This is a genomic window from Rothia sp. HMSC066H02, assembly GCF_001814995.1.
Classification (GTDB): domain Bacteria; phylum Actinomycetota; class Actinomycetes; order Actinomycetales; family Micrococcaceae; genus Rothia; species Rothia mucilaginosa.
In genome coordinates this window covers 193,802-211,420 of sequence record NZ_KV818667.1, presented here as the reverse complement: position 1 = coordinate 211,420, position 17,619 = coordinate 193,802, and the positions used below count along the sequence as shown (strand labels likewise).

General features: G+C 61.6%; 13 protein-coding genes. 8 read left to right on the top strand and 5 right to left on the bottom strand.

Translation table 11 applies throughout. The annotated features are described in order from the left end of the window. Positions 1-82: 82 nt before the first annotated feature. The 5 genes from HMPREF2999_RS00885 to HMPREF2999_RS00865 all read left to right on the top strand — a co-directional run bounded on the left by HMPREF2999_RS00885 (position 83) and on the right by HMPREF2999_RS00865 (position 6,144). Positions 83-700 carry a hypothetical protein gene (locus tag HMPREF2999_RS00885; RefSeq protein ID WP_005504391.1) on the top strand — a complete coding sequence of 206 codons (618 nt, stop codon included), beginning with the start codon at positions 83-85 and terminating at the stop codon, positions 698-700. Next, positions 700-1,734 carry an inorganic phosphate transporter gene (locus HMPREF2999_RS00880; protein WP_070674434.1) on the top strand — a complete coding sequence of 345 codons (1,035 nt, stop codon included), beginning with the start codon at positions 700-702 and terminating at the stop codon, positions 1,732-1,734. The genes HMPREF2999_RS00885 and HMPREF2999_RS00880 overlap by 1 nt, the downstream gene beginning before the upstream one ends. Positions 1,735-1,875: 141 nt before the next feature. Continuing rightward, positions 1,876-2,934, top strand: a complete 1,059-nt coding sequence (locus HMPREF2999_RS00875; RefSeq protein ID WP_070674887.1) for a glycosyltransferase family 2 protein — start codon at positions 1,876-1,878, stop codon at positions 2,932-2,934. Positions 2,935-2,937: 3 nt separating this feature from the next. Next, the gene (locus HMPREF2999_RS00870) at positions 2,938-4,674 is read left to right on the top strand and encodes a polysaccharide pyruvyl transferase family protein (protein WP_070697691.1); all 1,737 of its coding nucleotides are present in this window, start codon (positions 2,938-2,940) and stop codon (positions 4,672-4,674) included. Between the two features lie 141 nt (positions 4,675-4,815). Further along, positions 4,816-6,144, top strand: a complete 1,329-nt coding sequence (locus HMPREF2999_RS00865) for an FUSC family protein (protein WP_070674428.1) — start codon at positions 4,816-4,818, stop codon at positions 6,142-6,144. A 120-nt stretch (positions 6,145-6,264) separates the two neighbouring features. Here HMPREF2999_RS00865 and radA read toward each other — a convergent pair whose 3' ends face one another. Beyond that, positions 6,265-7,698: a DNA repair protein RadA gene (gene radA, locus HMPREF2999_RS00860; protein WP_070630054.1), complete on the bottom strand. Its 1,434-nt coding sequence runs from the start codon at positions 7,696-7,698 to the stop codon at positions 6,265-6,267. 208 nt (positions 7,699-7,906) lie between these two features. Here radA and disA point away from each other — a divergent pair, with 208 nt between their 5' ends. Together disA and HMPREF2999_RS00850 are read left to right on the top strand one after the other, a co-directional pair. After that, positions 7,907-8,983 (top strand): DNA integrity scanning diadenylate cyclase DisA, encoded by a 1,077-nt coding sequence (gene disA, locus HMPREF2999_RS00855; protein ID WP_070674425.1) that lies wholly within the window; start codon positions 7,907-7,909, stop codon positions 8,981-8,983. Between the two features lie 108 nt (positions 8,984-9,091). Then, entirely contained in the window at positions 9,092-9,331 is a 240-nt protein-coding gene (locus HMPREF2999_RS00850; RefSeq protein ID WP_070674422.1) for a phosphoglycerol transferase, read from the top strand. Positions 9,332-9,430: 99 nt separating this feature from the next. Here the strand turns inward: HMPREF2999_RS00850 and HMPREF2999_RS00845 are convergent, their stop codons facing one another. Next, positions 9,431-10,213, bottom strand: coding sequence for a hypothetical protein (locus tag HMPREF2999_RS00845; RefSeq protein ID WP_070615419.1), 783 nt, complete (start codon positions 10,211-10,213; stop codon positions 9,431-9,433). 93 nt (positions 10,214-10,306) lie between these two features. Between HMPREF2999_RS00845 and HMPREF2999_RS00840 the strand changes: the two genes are divergently transcribed. Continuing rightward, entirely contained in the window at positions 10,307-11,341 is a 1,035-nt protein-coding gene (locus HMPREF2999_RS00840) for an HhH-GPD family protein (protein WP_070674419.1), read from the top strand. Between the two features lie 138 nt (positions 11,342-11,479). Here HMPREF2999_RS00840 and HMPREF2999_RS00835 read toward each other — a convergent pair whose 3' ends face one another. From HMPREF2999_RS00835 to lysS, 3 genes are all read right to left on the bottom strand, one after another. Next, a complete protein-coding gene (locus tag HMPREF2999_RS00835) occupies positions 11,480-14,050 on the bottom strand; it encodes an ATP-dependent Clp protease ATP-binding subunit (RefSeq protein ID WP_070674416.1) in 2,571 nt (856 codons plus the stop codon). 947 nt (positions 14,051-14,997) lie between these two features. Continuing rightward, the gene (locus tag HMPREF2999_RS00830) at positions 14,998-15,351 is read right to left on the bottom strand and encodes a histone-like nucleoid-structuring protein Lsr2 (protein ID WP_005504366.1); all 354 of its coding nucleotides are present in this window, start codon (positions 15,349-15,351) and stop codon (positions 14,998-15,000) included. 684 nt (positions 15,352-16,035) lie between these two features. Beyond that, positions 16,036-17,619, bottom strand: a complete 1,584-nt coding sequence (gene lysS, locus HMPREF2999_RS00825; protein ID WP_080974502.1) for a lysine--tRNA ligase — start codon at positions 17,617-17,619, stop codon at positions 16,036-16,038.

Genomic DNA, 17,619 nt, shown 5'->3' with positions numbered 1-17,619 from the left:
TGACGTTTGCAGGTCGGGCGCTCGTGAGATACGCGCGGGCTATGCACACCCGCAGCCCCCAATACTGGTTAGACTGGGAACTATGCTGCACCGACTTTTCCCCCACGCCAACGAATCCCTCGCCTCCCTCGCTGAAATTTCAGCGCAGGTCGGTGAGGCGGCGGCATTGCTCTCTGAAATGGTCGGCTCCCCCGTCGCGGAGTACCCCGAACTCTTCGAACGCATGCTCACCCACGAGGCGGACTCCACGAACCTGCTGTTCCGCACCCTCACCGAGGTGCGCAGCTCCTTCTCCCCGCCGATTCCGCGTGAAGACCTGTACACGCTGGCACGCAAGCTCACCAACGCCGTTGAGAAGCTCACCAGCGCCGCGCACGTGCTGTCCCTGCACAGCATTGACGGCTTCGCCACGCACATCACCTCGATCCTGGACATCATTCAGCGTCAGGCGGTGCTGACCGCCGCCGTCATCCCCAAACTCGCCGATATTCGCGGCCTCGACAACTACTGGATGGACATGCTGCGCATCTCCCGCCAGGCGCTACGCACCGCCGAAGAATACGACGCGTACATTGCCGAACGCTACACCCCCGAACGGTACCGCCGCTACGCCACCTTCCTGGCGCAGCTGACCGCCGCCTCCAACGCCATGCGTGATGTGTCCGCCGAGATCGGCCGCATTATCGTTCAGGAATCCTAATGCTCCTGGGTCTTCTAGCCTGTTGCGCCTTCATTGCCGCGGTCTACGTGACCGGTGTGCACGACGCCTCAAACGCCGTCGCTGTTCCGGTGCGTACCCGCGCCCTCGGCGAGCGCTCCGCCCTGTACCTTGCCGCGCTCTTCAACGTGCTTGGTGTGGTCGGTGCGTTCCTGCTGCTCGGTGAGTATTCCGCCTCGTGGGTGAGTGCCCCGGAGGGTACCACCGGCCTGAACGGCATTGTTGCGGCGCTACTGGTCTGCGCTATTTGGGGTGTGCTCACCTGGGTTTCGAGGATTCCGTCTTCCTCGACCCACGCGCTGGTGGGTGCCCTTGCCGGCGTGAGCTGGTGGACCCAAACAAGGATCGACAGCGCCGCTGAAGGCTTCGGTTCGCTCGCCTTCCTGCCGCATATTTTTGGGGCGACCCTGCTGCCGCTCTTCTACCTACCGCCGCTCATTTTTCTGCTGTCCTGGCTGATGGTGGTGCCGTTCTACCGCCTCGTGGTGGGGCATAACCCGCGCCTGGTGAATCAGCACGCCCGCGAGGTGCTGGCGGTGTCTGCCTCCGCGATTTCGCTATTGCACGGCCTGCAGACCGGCTACCTGTACCTGTTGCTGTGGGCGCTGCTGAGCGAACGCATCATAGACCCGGATTTGCTTCAATCCCTCACCCGAGGCGGGATGCTGCTGGGCACCATCATCATTGCCCTCAGCCTGGGCGCCGGTACGCTGACCGGTGGCCGCCGCATCGGCTACACCTTCGCCTACAAGATGGTGCGCCTAGACCCGTTCCGTGGTGCGGTCGCTCAGGGTACCACCGCTGTGGTGCAGGTAATCGGCTACTTCCTGCTGCAGGTGCCGTTCTCCTCCTCGCACCTGGCAACGGCATCGGCGCTCGGCGCGGGCGTAAACCAGCGTTTTAATGCGTTGAAGTCCAGGATCGTTCTGCAGATTCTTCTGGTGTGGCTGGTGACCATCCCGGCGTGCTTTGTGTTCGGAGTGCTGGCGATGGTGGCTCTACAGTCCATCCACTAGATTTTAGGGGCGGTGCATGCCCCTGCATGCTCACTGCCGCGGGATAGCCGGGCGGCGGGTTGAGTCTGAACGGTGCACACCCTCATAATGGTTGAGTTCTTGGGCTGGCACGCGCCCACTCACCCTCGACTGATTGTGGTTATGTCTTCTCCTACCGTAGCTATTCTGGTCCGTACAAAGGACCGCCCCCGCTTCTTGAGCCGCACCCTGGAGAACATTGCGCAGCAAACCTTCACCGACTACACGGTATGCGTAATCAACGACGGTGGCGACGAGCAGGCAACCCGCGCCGTCATTGAAGCTTCTCCGCTGGGTTCCGGTCGCGTGCAGCTGCTGACCACCTCCGGCGACAACATGGAGGCGGCATCCAACGCCGGTTTGGCGGCGACCACCTCCGAATACGTGGCAATTCACGATGATGACGACCTGTGGGCACCCGAGTTCCTGGAGCGCACCGTCGCGGCGCTGGAAGAGAGCGGCGCGCTCATGTGCACCACCCGCATTGTGGAGCGGTACGAACGTGAGAACGCCGACGGCGAGTTCGAGGTGTACGAGGAACGTATTTTCCACGACGGCCTACCCAGCGTAGGTTTGCAGTTCCTGTTCCGCACCAACCGTGCCGTACCGATTGGCATTCTCTACCGCCGCAGCCTGCACGAGCTCGTCGGCTTCTATGACGAGTCCCTGCCGGTGGTCGGCGACTGGGAGTTCAACATGCGTGCCGCCGCAGTCGCCGATATTCTGCTGGTGGATGAGCCGCTGGCGTACTGGTCGCTACGCCCCGACGCGGAGGGTGCCGAGGCGAATAGCGTGAAACGTCAGGCTGATCATGCCCGCTTCGATTCGCTGGTGCGTGCCCGCGCTATCCGCGAGGATTTGCAGGCGGGTGCCCGACCGGGTGCGTACCTGTATCAGGCGCATTTGGCGGCTGACCTGGAGCGCCGCGTGATTGACGGGCACGATCTGACCCGCGAATCCCTGGACATTCTGCGCTCTATTGAGAGCCGCCTGGAACGTATCGAGGCCCGTCAGCAGGCCATTGAGAACCGCCAGCAGGCTATTGAGGAGCGTCTGCGGGTTCTGAAGCACCTGCGCACCCCAGGCCGCGCGCTGCGTTCCTTGGCGAAGCGTTCCCTGATTCGTCGCGGTGCTGAGGCTGGTTCGGCAGAGGCTGGGTCGGCAGATCAGAAGGGCGCGTAAGCCGTGGCAGAGAACAATCATTCTTCTACAGCACTGCCCGTTACTGAAGCACCGCACTTTGCTGAAGCACCGCGCGTGCTCGTCATTGGCGATATCGGCCAGCACACCTACCACGTGGGCGACGAAGCCATGACCATTGCGAGCGCGGCGGCGCTTTCCGAAGGCGGCGCGGCGGTCACCCTCATGACCCGCGATGTGGGCCATTCGGCGCGCTATATTGGCGCGGCGGTGAATCATGAGGCGGCAGACCATGAGGCGGGGGCGCTCTACGAGTACCTGCCGTTTTTCCTCTTTCCCTGGGCGCCGGCTGAACGCGAGCTGACCCTCGCGGCGCTTGAGTGCGTCCTGGCGCAGCTGCACACCGACCGGGAGCGCCCCTCCGTTACCGAGCTGGTGGCGTTGCCGCAGGTGCAGGCGCTGCCGGAGGTGCTGCATCCGCTGGCGCAGACCGTTGAGCGCATGGTGGAATTCGCGGACGCTATCACCACCATGGACGCGGTCGTGGTCTCCGGCGGCGGCAACCTCAATTCCCGCTACGGCTGGCTGCTCTACGAACGCGCCGCCGCGGTGCGTGCCGCCGAGCATGCAGGCGTGCCCGTGTACGTGACCGGCCAGTCCCTGGGCCCGGTGCTCAATCCTGAGGACGCGCAGGTTCTGGAGCGTATGCTGCGCACCGCCCGTTCGGTGACGGTGCGCGAACATTCTTCCCTCGCCTGGTGCCGTAAGCGAGGTATTGACGCGCGCCTGAGCGTAGACGACGCCACCGACTACCTGGTGGACTCCCCGGCACGCACCCTGCGCTATGCAGAGGGCATTTCCGCAGGTCAGATGCTTAACAAGCTGCCGGAACACTACGTCTGCGTGACCGTCAACGAGTGCACCGAACAGCAGGCGCAGCAGATTGCGCGTCTACTCGATGGCATGTGGCGCGAGCACGGCTACGCGCCCGTATTCCTGAGCCACTACGGTGACCCGCAGGACCCGACCAGCGGCGATATTCAGGCGCACCAGCGCATCGCCGAGCAGCTCAGTCCCTCCACCCCGGCGACCCTGCTACCGATTCTGCATGCCGACCAGAGCATCACCGTGCACCGGGCGGCGGCGTTCACGCTGACCAGCCGCTACCACCCGGCGGTATTCTCTGCCGCGGCGGGTATTTCCGTGCTCGCCCTCGTGCCGGATGCCTTCACGCAGATGCGCGTGGGCGGCGCACTGAACCTGTACGGGCTGGGCGAGTTCACCCTGCCGCTGGGCATGCTCGCCGGTGGCGTTCCCGAGCTGATGGTTGCCGCCGCCCTGCGGCACGCGGCGGTAGCATCGGATGCACGCCGCACCGAACTGCTGGAGGTGCTGCGCGCCGAGCGTGCCTACCTGCTCGCACAGATTCTTGGCTCTGGGAAATGTGCGGCCCCCGCACCCTTCCCCGCCGTGGAGCAGATCCCGGCTCTCCCCGAGCCGCTGGGTGCGACCATCCGCGCGTCCCGCGAGCTCTTTACGGCCACGAGCCTGACGGCCGGGTTCGAGTGGGCCATGTCCGACCGGGCGCACTCCTGGGATGCTGAGCACCGTCGGCAGCTCGAACGTGCCCGCGCAATCGGCGGCGGGTACAGCACGCGTGGTATTCACGGGGCACACGGCGCCGAAGAAACGCATCCTGTCACCGTTGAGCCTGAGTCATCTGCTGAGGCACCCACCCAGCCGGGCCTGCTGGCGAGGGTGGTGCGCCGCCTCCGCGGCTAGGTTGCGGAACGGGGCTAGAGCAACGGTTTTGGAGCTAGGTTTCCTCGGAAAACGCGACTCCAGAGCGGGTAGGGGGCGCGGACTCTCTCACACTTGCGCCCAACACTCCCCTACCCCCTTGTACACGGCACCCACGCCGGTATGATGGTGCCCATGGCACGATTCGCAGAGATTCTACGCACTACTGAACAGAACACCCGGCAGTTCATTCATGAGGGTATTCACCGAGTCCGGGCTGACTTTTTTCAGTCTGTGCAGATTGTTGCGGCGTCTATGGGCGCTTGGCTTTTCGCTGAGCACATCCTGGGCCACCACGAGCCCATTTTCGCGCCGGTCGCTGCCCTCGTATCTCTCGGCTATGTAAGCGGTGCTAAGCATTCCCGCCGAATCCTTGAGGTGTCCTTCGGCGTGACCCTTGGCATTCTCATTGGCGACCTTCTGCTGATTCTGCTCGGTCACGGTACCTGGCAGGCGGCAGTGGTGCTTTTCTTGACCGTGATTATTGCCCGATTTATTGATAAGGGCATTATTTTTACGATTCAGCTCAGCTTCCAGGCCTGTTTCACGTTGCTGCTGCCCGTACCTGACGATGCGTTCACCCGCAGTTTCGACGGTATCGTTGGTGGCGCTTTCGCGTTCCTCGCCATGTACCTGATGCCACGCGACCCGCGTAAGAACCCGCGTGAACGCGCGCAGGCTCTCATGGATGCGTTCGCGAAGGTTTTCCAGCTTTCCTCTGAGGCAATCCGCTACTACGACTACAACAAGGCGTACCAGAGCCTGCTTGATGCACGCGCCCTGCAACCGCTGTATGATGCGTGCCGAGGCGACCTAATCACCGCGCAGGGTATGAGCGAGCTGTCCTGGAATAGCCGCAAGAGCAAGGGCGAGCTGGCGCGCATGGCAAAGACCCTCGCCGCGGTGGATTTGGCGATTCGTAACGACCGTGTGCTCAACCGCCGTATGGCGTCCACGATTCACCACGTGCAGCTACGCACTGCCGCGCAGCTCTCGCTCAGTGACGCGCTGACCGAGCTATCGGTGGCGGCACAGAGCCTCGGCTTGGGCATGTCTGCCCCAACGGAGGGCGAACGCGAGCACTACATGATGGAGGCACGCGAGCGCATGATTAAGCTTGCCGGCACCCTCGAGCCGCGCACGATGGGTGTGGCAACCTTTGAGGGCGAGTCACTCGTGCTGATGCTCCGCCTGATTGTGGTGGACTTTATGGAGGCAACCGGCATGTCCCACAAGGACGCCGTGGCCGTTCTGGTACCCCTGGGTGAGGCGGTCACCAAACATGCACCGCGTACCTCGGCAATCCCGATTGTTGACGCTGACATGGATGACTCCATGGTGGTTGACGACGTGACCGATAGCGCAGTGAACACCCACCGCACGAACAAGCTCAACACCCGCTCGATCAACATCATGTTGCACGAGAACGAGGAAGAGAGCCGCTCCTCCTAGCGGGGTTCTAGCGGGGTCAGTGGCAACCGTCAAGACACAGCGGAGGGGGCTCCCGGCCGGTATTCACGCCAGCCGGGAGCCCCCTCCTCCGCTATCTCTATGCTGTTGATGCGCCGGTGGTTACTTCTGCGGGAAGAGCAGCGCGAGCGCCTCGCCCAGGGTGGTTACCTCACGCACGGTCACGCCCTCGGGCACGTCCCCCACGCCGGTCGGGGAGGCGGGCACCAGCACGTGCGTGAAGCCCAGGCGGCCCACCTCAGCAATGCGCTGGCGGATGCCCGGCACGGCGCGCACCTCACCGGCCAGGCCCACCTCACCAAAGACTGCGAGTTTGCGCGGTAGCGGCTTATTTTGTGCCGCCGAGGCAAGGGCCATGACGCACGCCAGGTCGGCGGCGGGCTCGGCAATCTTCGCGCCACCCACCGTGGATACATAGCAGTCGAGCTTGCCCACGTTCAGCCCGGCGCGGCGCTGCAGCACCGCCAACAGCATCTGAATACGCGCCGAATCCAGGCCCGAGACGGTACGGCGCGGGGCGGGCGCCACCGCCTGGTCCAGCAGTGCCTGTACCTCCGCGAGCAGGGGTCGGCGGCCCTCCATCGTGACGGTCACGCAGGTGCCCGCCACCGGGTGCGGGGTACTTGAAACGAACATGCCGGAGGGGTCCAGCACCGGCGCGATGCCGTCCTCGTGCATGTCGAAGCAGCCCACCTCGTCGGTGGGTCCAAAGCGGTTCTTAATCGCGCGGAGCATGCGGATATTCGAGTGCTTATCGCCCTCGAACTGGCAGACCACGTCCACCAGGTGCTCGAGCAGGCGCGGGCCCGCGATGGTGCCTTCCTTGGTCACGTGGCCCACGAGCAGGGTGCACATGTTGCGTTCCTTAGCCGCGGCAATCACGGAGGCGGCGACCTCGCGCACCTGGGTTACACCACCGGCGCTACCCTCAACTTCCGCGGAGGCGAGGGTCTGCACGGAGTCAATGACCAGCAGGGAGGGGTTGATCTGCTCAATATGCGCTAGGGCGGTGCCGAGGTCGGTTTCGCTGGTCAGGTAGAGGGTGTCAGCAATGGCGCGGATGCGGTCGGCGCGGAGCTTGACCTGCGCGGCGGATTCCTCGCCGGTAATGTACAGGACCGGGCGCGGCGGCTGGGGTGCGATATTCTGCACCCCCTGCTGTCCCGCACTCCCGGCGGTGCCGCGCGCGAAGGTGGCGGCAACATCCAGCAGCAGAGTGGATTTACCTACGCCGGGTTCGCCCGCCATGAGGATGACCGCGCCGGGTACGAGTCCGCCGCCGAGCACGCGATCAAATTCGGGGTTTCCGGTGCTCATGTAGGCGGCTACGCGCGAGTCGACTTCTGCGATAGGCTGGGCGGGTTTCTGCACGCTGGATGCGGCGCGGGTGCGCGCACGGGTGCCCCCGGCGGCTTCTTCGACGGTGCCCCAGGTCTGACACTCGCCGCAGCGGCCTACCCATTTGGCGGTGGTCCAGCCGCATTCGGTGCAGCGGTAGGCGGGTGCGGTTTTGGTGTTTTTTGTGCGCGCGGTCATGGGTCTATTTTAGGGTCTGGGGCGATATGGTGCGCGGTGTTTGGTCACGGCGAAATGGGGTACCGCAGAACGTATTTTTACCCTTAAATGCAGATAGTTTCACCTCGTGCACTCCTGTATAAATATCGAGAATATCCGTTCGCTTTTGAGGCACTTTAGCCCGCCGTTCCGCCCCTGACCTGGCTCAATAACCACCCTTACAGGTACAATGTTTTTTGTGCAGATGAATTATAGTGACCTATTGCTTAAAACTATCGCCCGAATCGCCCCCGGCACCGAGCTCCGCGAGGGCCTGGAACGCATCATGCGTGGCCGTACGGGCGCGCTCATCGTACTCGGATCCGACCGCACCGTATCCTCCCTGTCTTCGGGCGGTTTCAACATCGACACCGAGTTCTCGGCAACGCGCCTGCGCGAGCTGGCGAAGATGGACGGCGCTATCATCTGCGACCGTGACGCCACCCGCCTGTTGCACGCCGGCGTGCAGCTCATGCCGGACGCCTCCATTGACACGAACGAGTCCGGTACCCGCCACCGCACCGCCGAACGCACCGCGATTCAGACCGGTTTCCCGGTGATTTCGGTGAGCGCGTCGATGTCTATGATTTCGGTGTACGTTGACGGCACCCGCTACACGGTCGAGGACAGCCAGTACCTCATGGCCCGCGCGAACCAGGCGATTCAGACCCTTGAAAGCTATAAGAAGCGCCTGCGTTCGGTGCTTTCCTCACTCTCGGCCCTGGAGATTGAGTCCAACGTGTCCCTGGCGGATGTGGCGATGACCCTGCAGCGCATGGAGATGGTGAACCGCATTATCCGCGAGGTCAGCCACTACGTGCTGGAGCTCGGCGTGCACGGCCGCCTGATCGCCCTGCAGCTGGAGGAGCTGCGCGCCCCCGAAATGACCGCTAGCGACCTGATTCTGCGCGATTACCTGCCCGAGGTGAACGACGAGCTGATTACCGCTGGCGTTGAGGCACTTCAGAACCTGGACGATATGGACATCGTGGATCTGCGCGCGATTGCCCGCGCTGTTGGGTTTGGTGAGAACCCCGACCTGGAGCTTCCCCTGCAACCGCGCGGCTTCCGCCTGCTCGCCGGTATTCCGAGCATTCCGAACGCTATTTCTGAGCGTCTGGTGGAGCGCTTCGGCAGCCTGCAGGCTCTCATGGCGGCATCCCTTGAGGACCTGCGTGCCGTGGACGGTGTGGGTGAGGCTCGCGCCCGCACGGTGCGTGAGCAGCTCTCCCGCATGGCCGAGAGCAGCCTAGAAAAATACATCTAGAAGTACATCTACTCGGCGGCCTTTTCCTGCCCCACAAGAACCTTTTGCATTATGATGTAGTGACAGTGGAGGTTACCCTTCACACCTTGACACCCCAAGGAGGTCACAATGTCATACTCACGAGCTAAGTATCCGTCGGTTAAGCGCCCCGTCCCGTTCTTCGTGTGGGCGTCCCCCATTCTGTTCCTGATTTACCTGCCGCTACTGTGGTTCAAGGTCATCCCCAATTCCTTTGAGGTGACCGACCTGTCCACCCTGCTTTTGGCGGCACTACAGTGGACCGCATTCGGTAGCCTGCTCGGGTACCTGGGCGAGCGCCGCTTCGCCAAGCCTCGCGCCTCCAAATAGCGCCACGCAATAGACCTATACAAAAAGCCCCCGTGCCGGAGAATATCCAGCACGGGGGCTTTTGCGTGCCCATTCACGGGCGAAAACTATAGAAGTGAACTACTGAATCACAAAGTTCACCTGAGCCGAAGTCACACCATTCACCGTGGCAGTCGCCCAGTAAGATCCCTTCTGAGCGGTCGAAGCGGAGGAGCAACCCAGGACGTTGATCTTACGATCCCACGCCAGGTCGGTTGCACCCTCAGCACCTGCGGCTACCTCAGACTTCTGAACGGCGGTCGCCGCGCACAGGCTACGGGTGTACACCTGAGCTGCACCGGAAGTAATGTTCAGGTCCACGCCGGTGTTTGCACCCTCGCCGCCCACAGCGCAGGGGGTCTTCGAGGAATTCGTGTAGGTCACGTGGAAGGACACCTGCTCACCGGCTGCGAAGGTACGCTTCGCGGGGGTGACGGTCACCTTCAGGTCGTTCGCGGTGCACGCCGCAACAACAGCCGCAGTGGTCACGCTCGGAGTCGGCGCGGGCGTGGTCGGGGTTGCTACGGGGGTAGCGGTGGTCGCGCTTGCAGTGGGTGCTACAGATGCAGTCACCGAAGGGGTTACTGATGCGCTAGCCGAGGCAGTTGCGGTAGCCGAGGCAGTCGCACTAGCGGACGGGGTTGCCGAAGCAGTTTCGGAGGGGCGAGCACTGAAGCTCTGGAAGGGCGCGCCGGAAGCCGTCGCGGTGGAGGCTACAGTGGCGTCCTTCTTGCCGTTAATCATGCCGACCATGGAGGTCACGCCGGCAACCAGCAGCAGAATAATAGCAAGCAGAGCAATAACCGCCACGATGCGACGGCGGCGGTAGACTTCGGGAGGCAGAACGGGACCATTTTCAGACATACCCTTAAGGATACCGGGTTTAACCCTGAGATTCACAGTGAACTCTGTTCATGCAGTTTTGGGAATATATGCCCTGTGGCGTAGGCTTTTCGGATGACCTCAGAGCCCAAACGCACCACACGCACACGCCCCGAACCGACCCTGCCCGAAGGCACGAATACCGAGGCGCTCCACCACCGAATCAACCAGTGGTTCCTCGACCAGGCACGCGATTTGCCGTGGCGTCGTGACGAGTGCACCCCCTGGGGCGTGATGGTCAGCGAGTTCATGCTGCAACAGACCCCCGTCAAGCGCGTTCTACCCGTGTGGGAGAAATGGATGCGCCGCTGGCCCACCCCCGCCGACCTTGCCGCCGAGCCCGCCTCGGAGGCGGTGCGCGCCTGGGGCCGCCTGGGTTACCCGCGCCGCGCGCAGCGTCTGCACGGTGCCGCTGTGGCGATTGTGGAGCAGCACCGCGGTAAGGTTCCCGCCGACTACGAGGCGCTGCTGGCTCTGCCGGGCGTGGGTTCCTACACTGCGGCGGCGATTAGCGTGTTCGCGTTTGGTCTGCGCGCCACGGTGATTGATACGAATATCCGCCGCGTGCATGCGCGCGCTGTATCCGGCAAGGCGTTGCCCTCGCGTTCGTTGACGGCTGCTGAGACTCGCCTGGCGGAGACGCTCATGCCCGCCGACACCCCCACCTCCTGCCTGTGGAATACGGCGACCATGGAGCTCGGCGCGCTGGTCTGCACGGCGAAGTCCCCGAGCTGTAAGCTGTGCCCGGTTGAGGATCTGTGCGCCTGGGTTGCGGCGGGCAAGCCGGAGGCGGACTACACCCCCAAGGGCCAGAGTTGGCACGGCACGGATCGTCAGGTGCGCGGGGCGGTCATGGCGGTGCTGCGTGCGGCGCATGAGCCGGTGAATCGTGAGCTGATTTTGAGCGCGGGTGTAGCTTCGTCTAGCGATACGGCTTCCCCTGACTTTGCATTCCCGGCTGATGCACCCGCCGTGGTGCATCGCCCGCTCAAGGCGCTGTATGCGCTCTCCCCCGCCGCCGAGCAGTTGCAGCGCTGCTATGCAGGGCTGCTGGCGGACTCTCTCGCCCACGAAGTCACGCAGGGCGGTACTGTGCTCGTCTCGCTCTAGTACCCGCCGCAGACAGGCTCCTAGAGGCTCCTGGGGCTTATAATAGAAACGTCTGTGGGGCGGTACCGGAATTATCCGGTACCGCCCCACAGGCGTTTCGTGCGCTAAAACCTAGCTACCTAGGACTTATTCCAGAGCTTAGTCGTTGCCCTGACCCTCAGCGGCAGGTGCCTCAGCTGCGGGACCCTCGGAAGACTCGCCCTCGTTCAGCTCCTGCACCGAGTCCAGAGCCAGCTCCTTCATCGGCTGAGAAGAGAAGACGAACTTCGCGGAGTCGCCCTCACCCTCAACGTCCACGGTGATCTTCTCACCGGGCTTGATGTCGCCGAAGAGGATCTTCTCAGACAGGGCGTCCTCAATGTTGCGCTGCATCTCGCGGCGCAGCGGACGAGCACCCATGGACGGGTCGTAACCCTTAGCCGCCATGAGAACCTTCGCAGCGTTGGTCAGCTCAATGGACATATCCTGCTCCGCCAGGCGCTTAGCCAGGCGACCCACGAACAGGTCCACAATCTGCAGAATCTCAGACTCGGAGAGCTGCGGGAAGACGATAATGTCATCCACACGGTTCAGGAACTCGGGGCGGAAGTGCTCCTTGAGGTTCTCCATCACGCGTGCCTGCATGCGCTCGTAGTCGGCTGCGGTGTCGTCCATCGCCTGGAAACCGACCGGGATGCGGCGGTTCACGTCACGCGAGCCCAGGTTGGTGGTCATGATGATGACGGTGTTCTTGAAGTCCACCACGCGACCCTGCGAGTCGGTCAGGCGACCGTCTTCCAGGATCTGCAGCAGCGAGTTGAACAGGTCGGCGTGAGCCTTCTCAACCTCGTCAAACAGGACCACGGAGAAGGGCTTGCGGCGGACCTTCTCGGTCAGCTGGCCGCCCTCATCGTAGCCAACGTAGCCGGGAGGCGCACCGAACAGACGGGAGACGGTGTGCTTCTCCTGGTACTCGGACATGTCCAGGGTGATGAGCGAATCCTCATCGCCGAACAGGAACTCCGCCAGAGCCTTAGCAAGCTCGGTCTTACCCACACCGGTCGGGCCAGCGAAGATGAACGAACCACCGGGGCGGCGCGGGTCCTTCAGACCTGCGCGGGTACGGCGGATAGCGCGGGACAGCGCCGCGATAGCGTGCTCCTGGCCGATGACGCGCTTGTGGAGCTCCTGCTCCATGGTCAGCAGGCGGCTGGACTCTTCCTCGGTGATCTTGTAGACCGGAACACCGGTGGAAGCGGCAAGAACCTCAGAAATAACCTCGGGGGTCACGGTGCCGAATGCGTCGCCGCCTTCGCGCCATGCCTTCTCGGCTTCTTCCTTCTCAGCCAGAACCTTCTGCTCCTGATCACGCAGGCCTGCGGCCTTCTCGTAATCCTGGGAGTTGATGGCGTCTTCCTTCTGCTGGCGCAGCTTGGCGGCCTTCTCGTCGAGCAGCTTGATTTCCGGAGGTGCGGTCATGCGCTTGATACGCAGGCGTGCGCCCGCCTCGTCAATCAGGTCAACAGCCTTATCCGGCAGGAAGCGGTCAGAGATGTAGCGTGCCGCAAGGTTCACGGCGGTCTCGATAGCCTCGTCGGTAATGGTGACGCGGTGGTGTGCCTCGTACTTATCGCGCACACCCTTGAGAATCTGCACGGCGAGCTCCTGAGAGGGCTCATCAACCTGAATCGGCTGGAAGCGGCGCTCCAGGGCGGCGTCCTTCTCAATGTGCTTGCGGTACTCGTCCAGGGTGGTTGCACCGATGGTCTGCAGTTCGCCTCGAGCCAGCATGGGCTTGAGGATCGAGGCAGCGTCAATTGCGCCCTCTGCGGCACCTGCACCAACGAGGGTGTGGATCTCGTCAATGAACAGGATGATGTCGCCGCGGGAGCGAATTTCCTTCAGAACCTTCTTCAGGCGCTCTTCAAAGTCACCGCGGTAGCGCGAACCTGCGACCAGGGAGCCCAGGTCCAGGGTGTACAGGTGCTTGTCCTTGAGGGTCTCAGGGACGTCACCGTGCACGATAGCCTGTGCCAGGCCCTCCACGACGGCGGTCTTACCGACGCCGGGCTCACCAATCAGCACGGGGTTGTTCTTGGTACGGCGGGAGAGGACCTGCATAACGCGTTCCATCTCCTTGTGGCGGCCGATGACCGGGTCCAGCTCGCCCTCACGCGCTGCTGCGGTGAGGTTGCGGCCGAACTGATCCAGGATGGTCGAACCCGCGGGAGTGCCTTCGCGGGAGTTACCTGCACCCACGCCGGCGGTTTCCTTCTCACCGGAGTTGTTGCCGGGGTAGCCGGAAATCAGGTCCATGACGGCCTGGCGCACAGCGGCAGGCTCAGCGCCCAGCTTGACCAGCACCTGGTTTGCCACGCCCTCGTTTGCACGAACCATGCCCAGCAGGATGTGTTCGGTGCCGATGTAGCCGTGGTTCAGCTGAATAGCCTCGCGCATGGACAGTTCGAGAACCTTCTTCGCGCGGGGGGTGAAGGGGATGTGTCCGTTGGGCGCCTGGGGGCCGGGGCCGACGATGTCCTGAACCTGTTCACGTACTGCGTTCAGGGTAACGCCCAATGATTCCAGGGCGCGAGCACCGATGCCTTCGCCCTCGTGAATCAGACCGAGCAGCAGGTGTTCGGTACCGATGTAGTTGTGGTTGAGCATGCGTGCCTCTTCCTGGGCAAGCACCACAACGCGCCGAGCTCGATCGGTAAAGCGTTCAAACATTTACGCACTCCTTGCATTTTCCTATTGATACAAGAGTACGTTGAGCTGCGGGTTTATGCCCCGTGTGTGGGCGCCTGTTCGCCATCAAGAGAACAGATGAGCTGTTCGGGACGTTTTGAGCGTGTTTTCGGGCGCCTAGGAGGGGGTTTCACGGGGACCTGGGGAGGTTCTGAGGGGCAAGCTCAGCGGGTGAGGGAGATAGCAGGAGAGCCCGCGTGGAGGGGCTACAAGTGGGTTCGGAGGGGCGGTAGCGCCGATACGAAGGCTCCCGAACACGAGGAACACACAAGAAGCCACACAGACCCACACGGGAACCCCTAGTTTTCTGCACGCGCGTGAATATAATGCAGAAATTTTTAAAAATTTATATGTTTGCGTGAGAAATTTCAATAATTCGCAAAAATATATACAGCGCCATTGGCGATAAATATTTTTACGCAATTCACAGGCAATCCGCAGCAGAATTTCCACCGATAATCATCGTGGTATCGGGGGAAGTATCAGGGGAAATCTCCACGACAGCACACGGTGGCACACTTATTATTTTCGGCTCTATTCAGGGTAGACCCCACGCCCCACACAGAGGGAATATCCGACGAATAACAACAGCATCAAAGGGATTAATGCGCCAACACCTTTAGTGTTCCTGCCGATGCATGAAATCTAAATGAACGCAGAATCCGAATGTGCACTATGCCCCTGCGTTCAACCAATACCCTTCTCGGTATTGCACCGATTGCCCCATCAACCAGCTCAATATATTTTACATGTAAATAGTTAATTGGAATTAGCCATAAAACATCCCCCATTCAGATATGCAGAACATACAACACGCATAAGAGGGCAAAACAAAAGGCGGACGGTGATAACACCGTCCGCCCTAAGCACCCGGAGGTTTAGAACCTTAAAGAACCAACCCCTCCGGCTATACGCAATGCGTAGAACCCTTAGTCCTGAGCCTTCATTGCTTCGTAGTATGCGTCCTGAATATCCTGGTGGATGCGGCCGCGGTCAGAGACCTTGTGGCCGTTAGCCTTAGCCCACTCGCGGATTGCTGCGGTCTCGGGGTTACGCTTGACCGGAGCAGCAGTGCCGCGGGGTGCACGGGTGCGCTGGGTAGCGGTACCCTGCACGCGGCGGGACTTTGCCACGAAGGGGCGGATAGCGTCACGCAGGCGAGCTGCGTTAGCGGAGGACAGGTCGATCTCGTAGTGAGCGCCGTCCAGGCCGAAACGGATGGTTTCGTCTGCGGGGCCGCCGTCGAGATCGTCTTCAAGGATGATGCGAACCTTCTGTGCCATTGAGGCACCTCCTCATCTGTTGCATATATCCTGTGGATAAACCCAAAAGCCTCTATCGGAGATTGAGAAAATAGTGTGCCGGATATATTTATGTACTAATTTTCTTTCACATAATAACAGAAATATATTAAAGATTCCGAAAACTTCCTGAATATTGAAACAATGCGCTGATCGCCCTGAGCGATATATCCATTCCGTTCACCTCCGTTAAATCCACACTCGTCCCGCACACATTAATGCGCAGTTTAGAGTGCAAATACTTTGGATTCCTCCGGCACACACTATGGGGACAATATCGAACAATGCACAACACGGCACCACCAACAATCCCCAGGAATTACATCACCCGCACGGGCACCCACAATACGCCATTCACTCCAGGCATTCCTAGGCTATTCAAAAGCGAAATTCTGGCCCTATCCCAACAGCTCATTCTTTTCTACGCAACACATTCGTGTATAAGAACAGAAACCCCCGCCAGAACGAATAGAGCAGCATAAATCAGCACCAGAATAGAGCAAAAAAGCACCGAAAAAAGCCCCTGACCTGTGCAAATAAACAGAAAACCCCACCTCGGGAGCTATACACCGTGCAAAAGAGTGCACGCAAAAACGGCGGGTGCCGCAGATACAACCGTATCCGCGGCACCCGCCGCATTATCGCCTCTCAAGGTGAAGCTAAAGCTTAGGCTTCCGGCTTCATCAAGGGGAAGAGAATAGTCTCACGAATACCGGGCTGACGCACCACAGTACCCGGACGCTCCGGATCCTGATCGCCCGCCAGCAGCATAATCAGACGGTCAATGCCCAGACCCAGGCCACCCATCGGGGGTGCACCGTGCTCCAGGGCGCGCAGGAAGTCCTCATCCAGCTCCATCGCCTCATCGTCACCGGCAGCAGCCAGCAGCGACTGAGCGGTCAGGCGCTCACGCTGAATGACCGGGTCAATCAGCTCGGAGAACGCGGTACCGCGCTCCATACCGCCAATAATCAGGTCCCACGCCTCAATCAGAGGTTCACCGGAACGGTGCGGACGAGCCAGCGGCTGAGCGCTCGGCGGGTAATCGTACACGAAGGTCGGGTTCACCAGGGTCGGCTCAACGATCTCACCGAAGAGCTCGGTCACCAGCTTCTCAGCGTCCCACTTCGGGTCGATGTCCACCTCGTGCTTTTCAGCAATCTCACGCAGAACCGATGCGTCAGTCTCGGGGGTGATCTCAACGCCCACAGCCTCAGACAGGCCCGGGTACACGCCAACCCACTTCCACTCACCGAACAGGTCAATGGTGCCGTTCTCAGTCTCAATACGCTCAGTACCGACAGCCTTCGCGCAGCTCTGGATAATCTCCTTCATGCGCTCAGCCATCACGAACTGGTCAGCGTAGGTTTCGTAGCACTCCAGGGTGGTGAACTCGGGGCTGTGGGTCGAGTCCACACCCTCGTTACGGAACACGCGGCCAATCTCGTACACGCGGTCAATACCACCGACCACTGCACGCTTGAGCGGCAGCTCGGTCGCAATACGCATGGTCATCGGCTGGTCAAAAGCGTTCAGGTGGGTGCGGAACGGGCGAGCCGTCGCACCACCGTGCACCAGCTGCAGAACGGGAGTCTCAACCTCAATGTAGCCGTGATCCTCCAGCACGCGGCGGACGGTGCGGGTAATCAGGGCGCGCTTCTTCACCAGCTCGCGAGCCTCCTCGCGAACCATCAGATCCAGGTAACGCTGGCGAACGCGGGTTTCCTCATTCAGGTCCTTGTGCAGAACCGGCATGGGGCGTAGCGCCTTCGACGCCATCTTCCAGTCGGTCACCATGATGGACAGCTCACCGCGGCGAGAAACAATCACGCGGCCGGTCACGAACACGTGGTCGCCCAGGTCAACCAGGGACTTCCACTCAGATAGGGACTCCTCCCCAACCTCAGCCAGCGACAGCATCGCCTGGATGCGCTTACCCTCGGTGCCACCCTGCAGGGTCGCAAAGCACAGCTTACCGGTGTTACGGACGAACACCACGCGACCACCAACATGCACCACACGGTCAGTCTCGTCGCCAGCCTTCAGCTCCTCAGCAGCCAGCTTCGGATCGTACTCGGCGCGCAGATCCTCAATGTGGTTGGGTTCCACACGGTTACCCTCAGAATCCAGCAGACCCACCGGGTATGCCTCGCGACCCGACTCGATCAGCTTCGCACGCTTCTCCAGGCGAATCTGCATCTGCTCGGACATATCAGCAATCGCCGGTGCGGCAGTGTGCTCAGTGCTCAC

Coding starts and splice junctions, on each gene's coding strand:
- HMPREF2999_RS00885 (WP_005504391.1), top strand. CDS start 83: ATGCTGCACCGACTTTTCCCCCACGCCAACGAATCCCTCGCCTCCCTC.
- HMPREF2999_RS00880 (WP_070674434.1), top strand. CDS start 700: ATGCTCCTGGGTCTTCTAGCCTGTTGCGCCTTCATTGCCGCGGTCTAC.
- HMPREF2999_RS00875 (WP_070674887.1), top strand. CDS start 1,876: ATGTCTTCTCCTACCGTAGCTATTCTGGTCCGTACAAAGGACCGCCCC.
- HMPREF2999_RS00865 (WP_070674428.1), top strand. CDS start 4,816: ATGATGGTGCCCATGGCACGATTCGCAGAGATTCTACGCACTACTGAA.
- radA (WP_070630054.1), bottom strand. CDS start 7,698: ATGACCGCGCGCACAAAAAACACCAAAACCGCACCCGCCTACCGCTGC.
- disA (WP_070674425.1), top strand. CDS start 7,907: ATGTTTTTTGTGCAGATGAATTATAGTGACCTATTGCTTAAAACTATC.
- HMPREF2999_RS00850 (WP_070674422.1), top strand. CDS start 9,092: ATGTCATACTCACGAGCTAAGTATCCGTCGGTTAAGCGCCCCGTCCCG.
- HMPREF2999_RS00845 (WP_070615419.1), bottom strand. CDS start 10,213: ATGTCTGAAAATGGTCCCGTTCTGCCTCCCGAAGTCTACCGCCGCCGT.
- HMPREF2999_RS00840 (WP_070674419.1), top strand. CDS start 10,307: ATGACCTCAGAGCCCAAACGCACCACACGCACACGCCCCGAACCGACC.
- HMPREF2999_RS00835 (WP_070674416.1), bottom strand. CDS start 14,050: ATGTTTGAACGCTTTACCGATCGAGCTCGGCGCGTTGTGGTGCTTGCC.
- HMPREF2999_RS00830 (WP_005504366.1), bottom strand. CDS start 15,351: ATGGCACAGAAGGTTCGCATCATCCTTGAAGACGATCTCGACGGCGGC.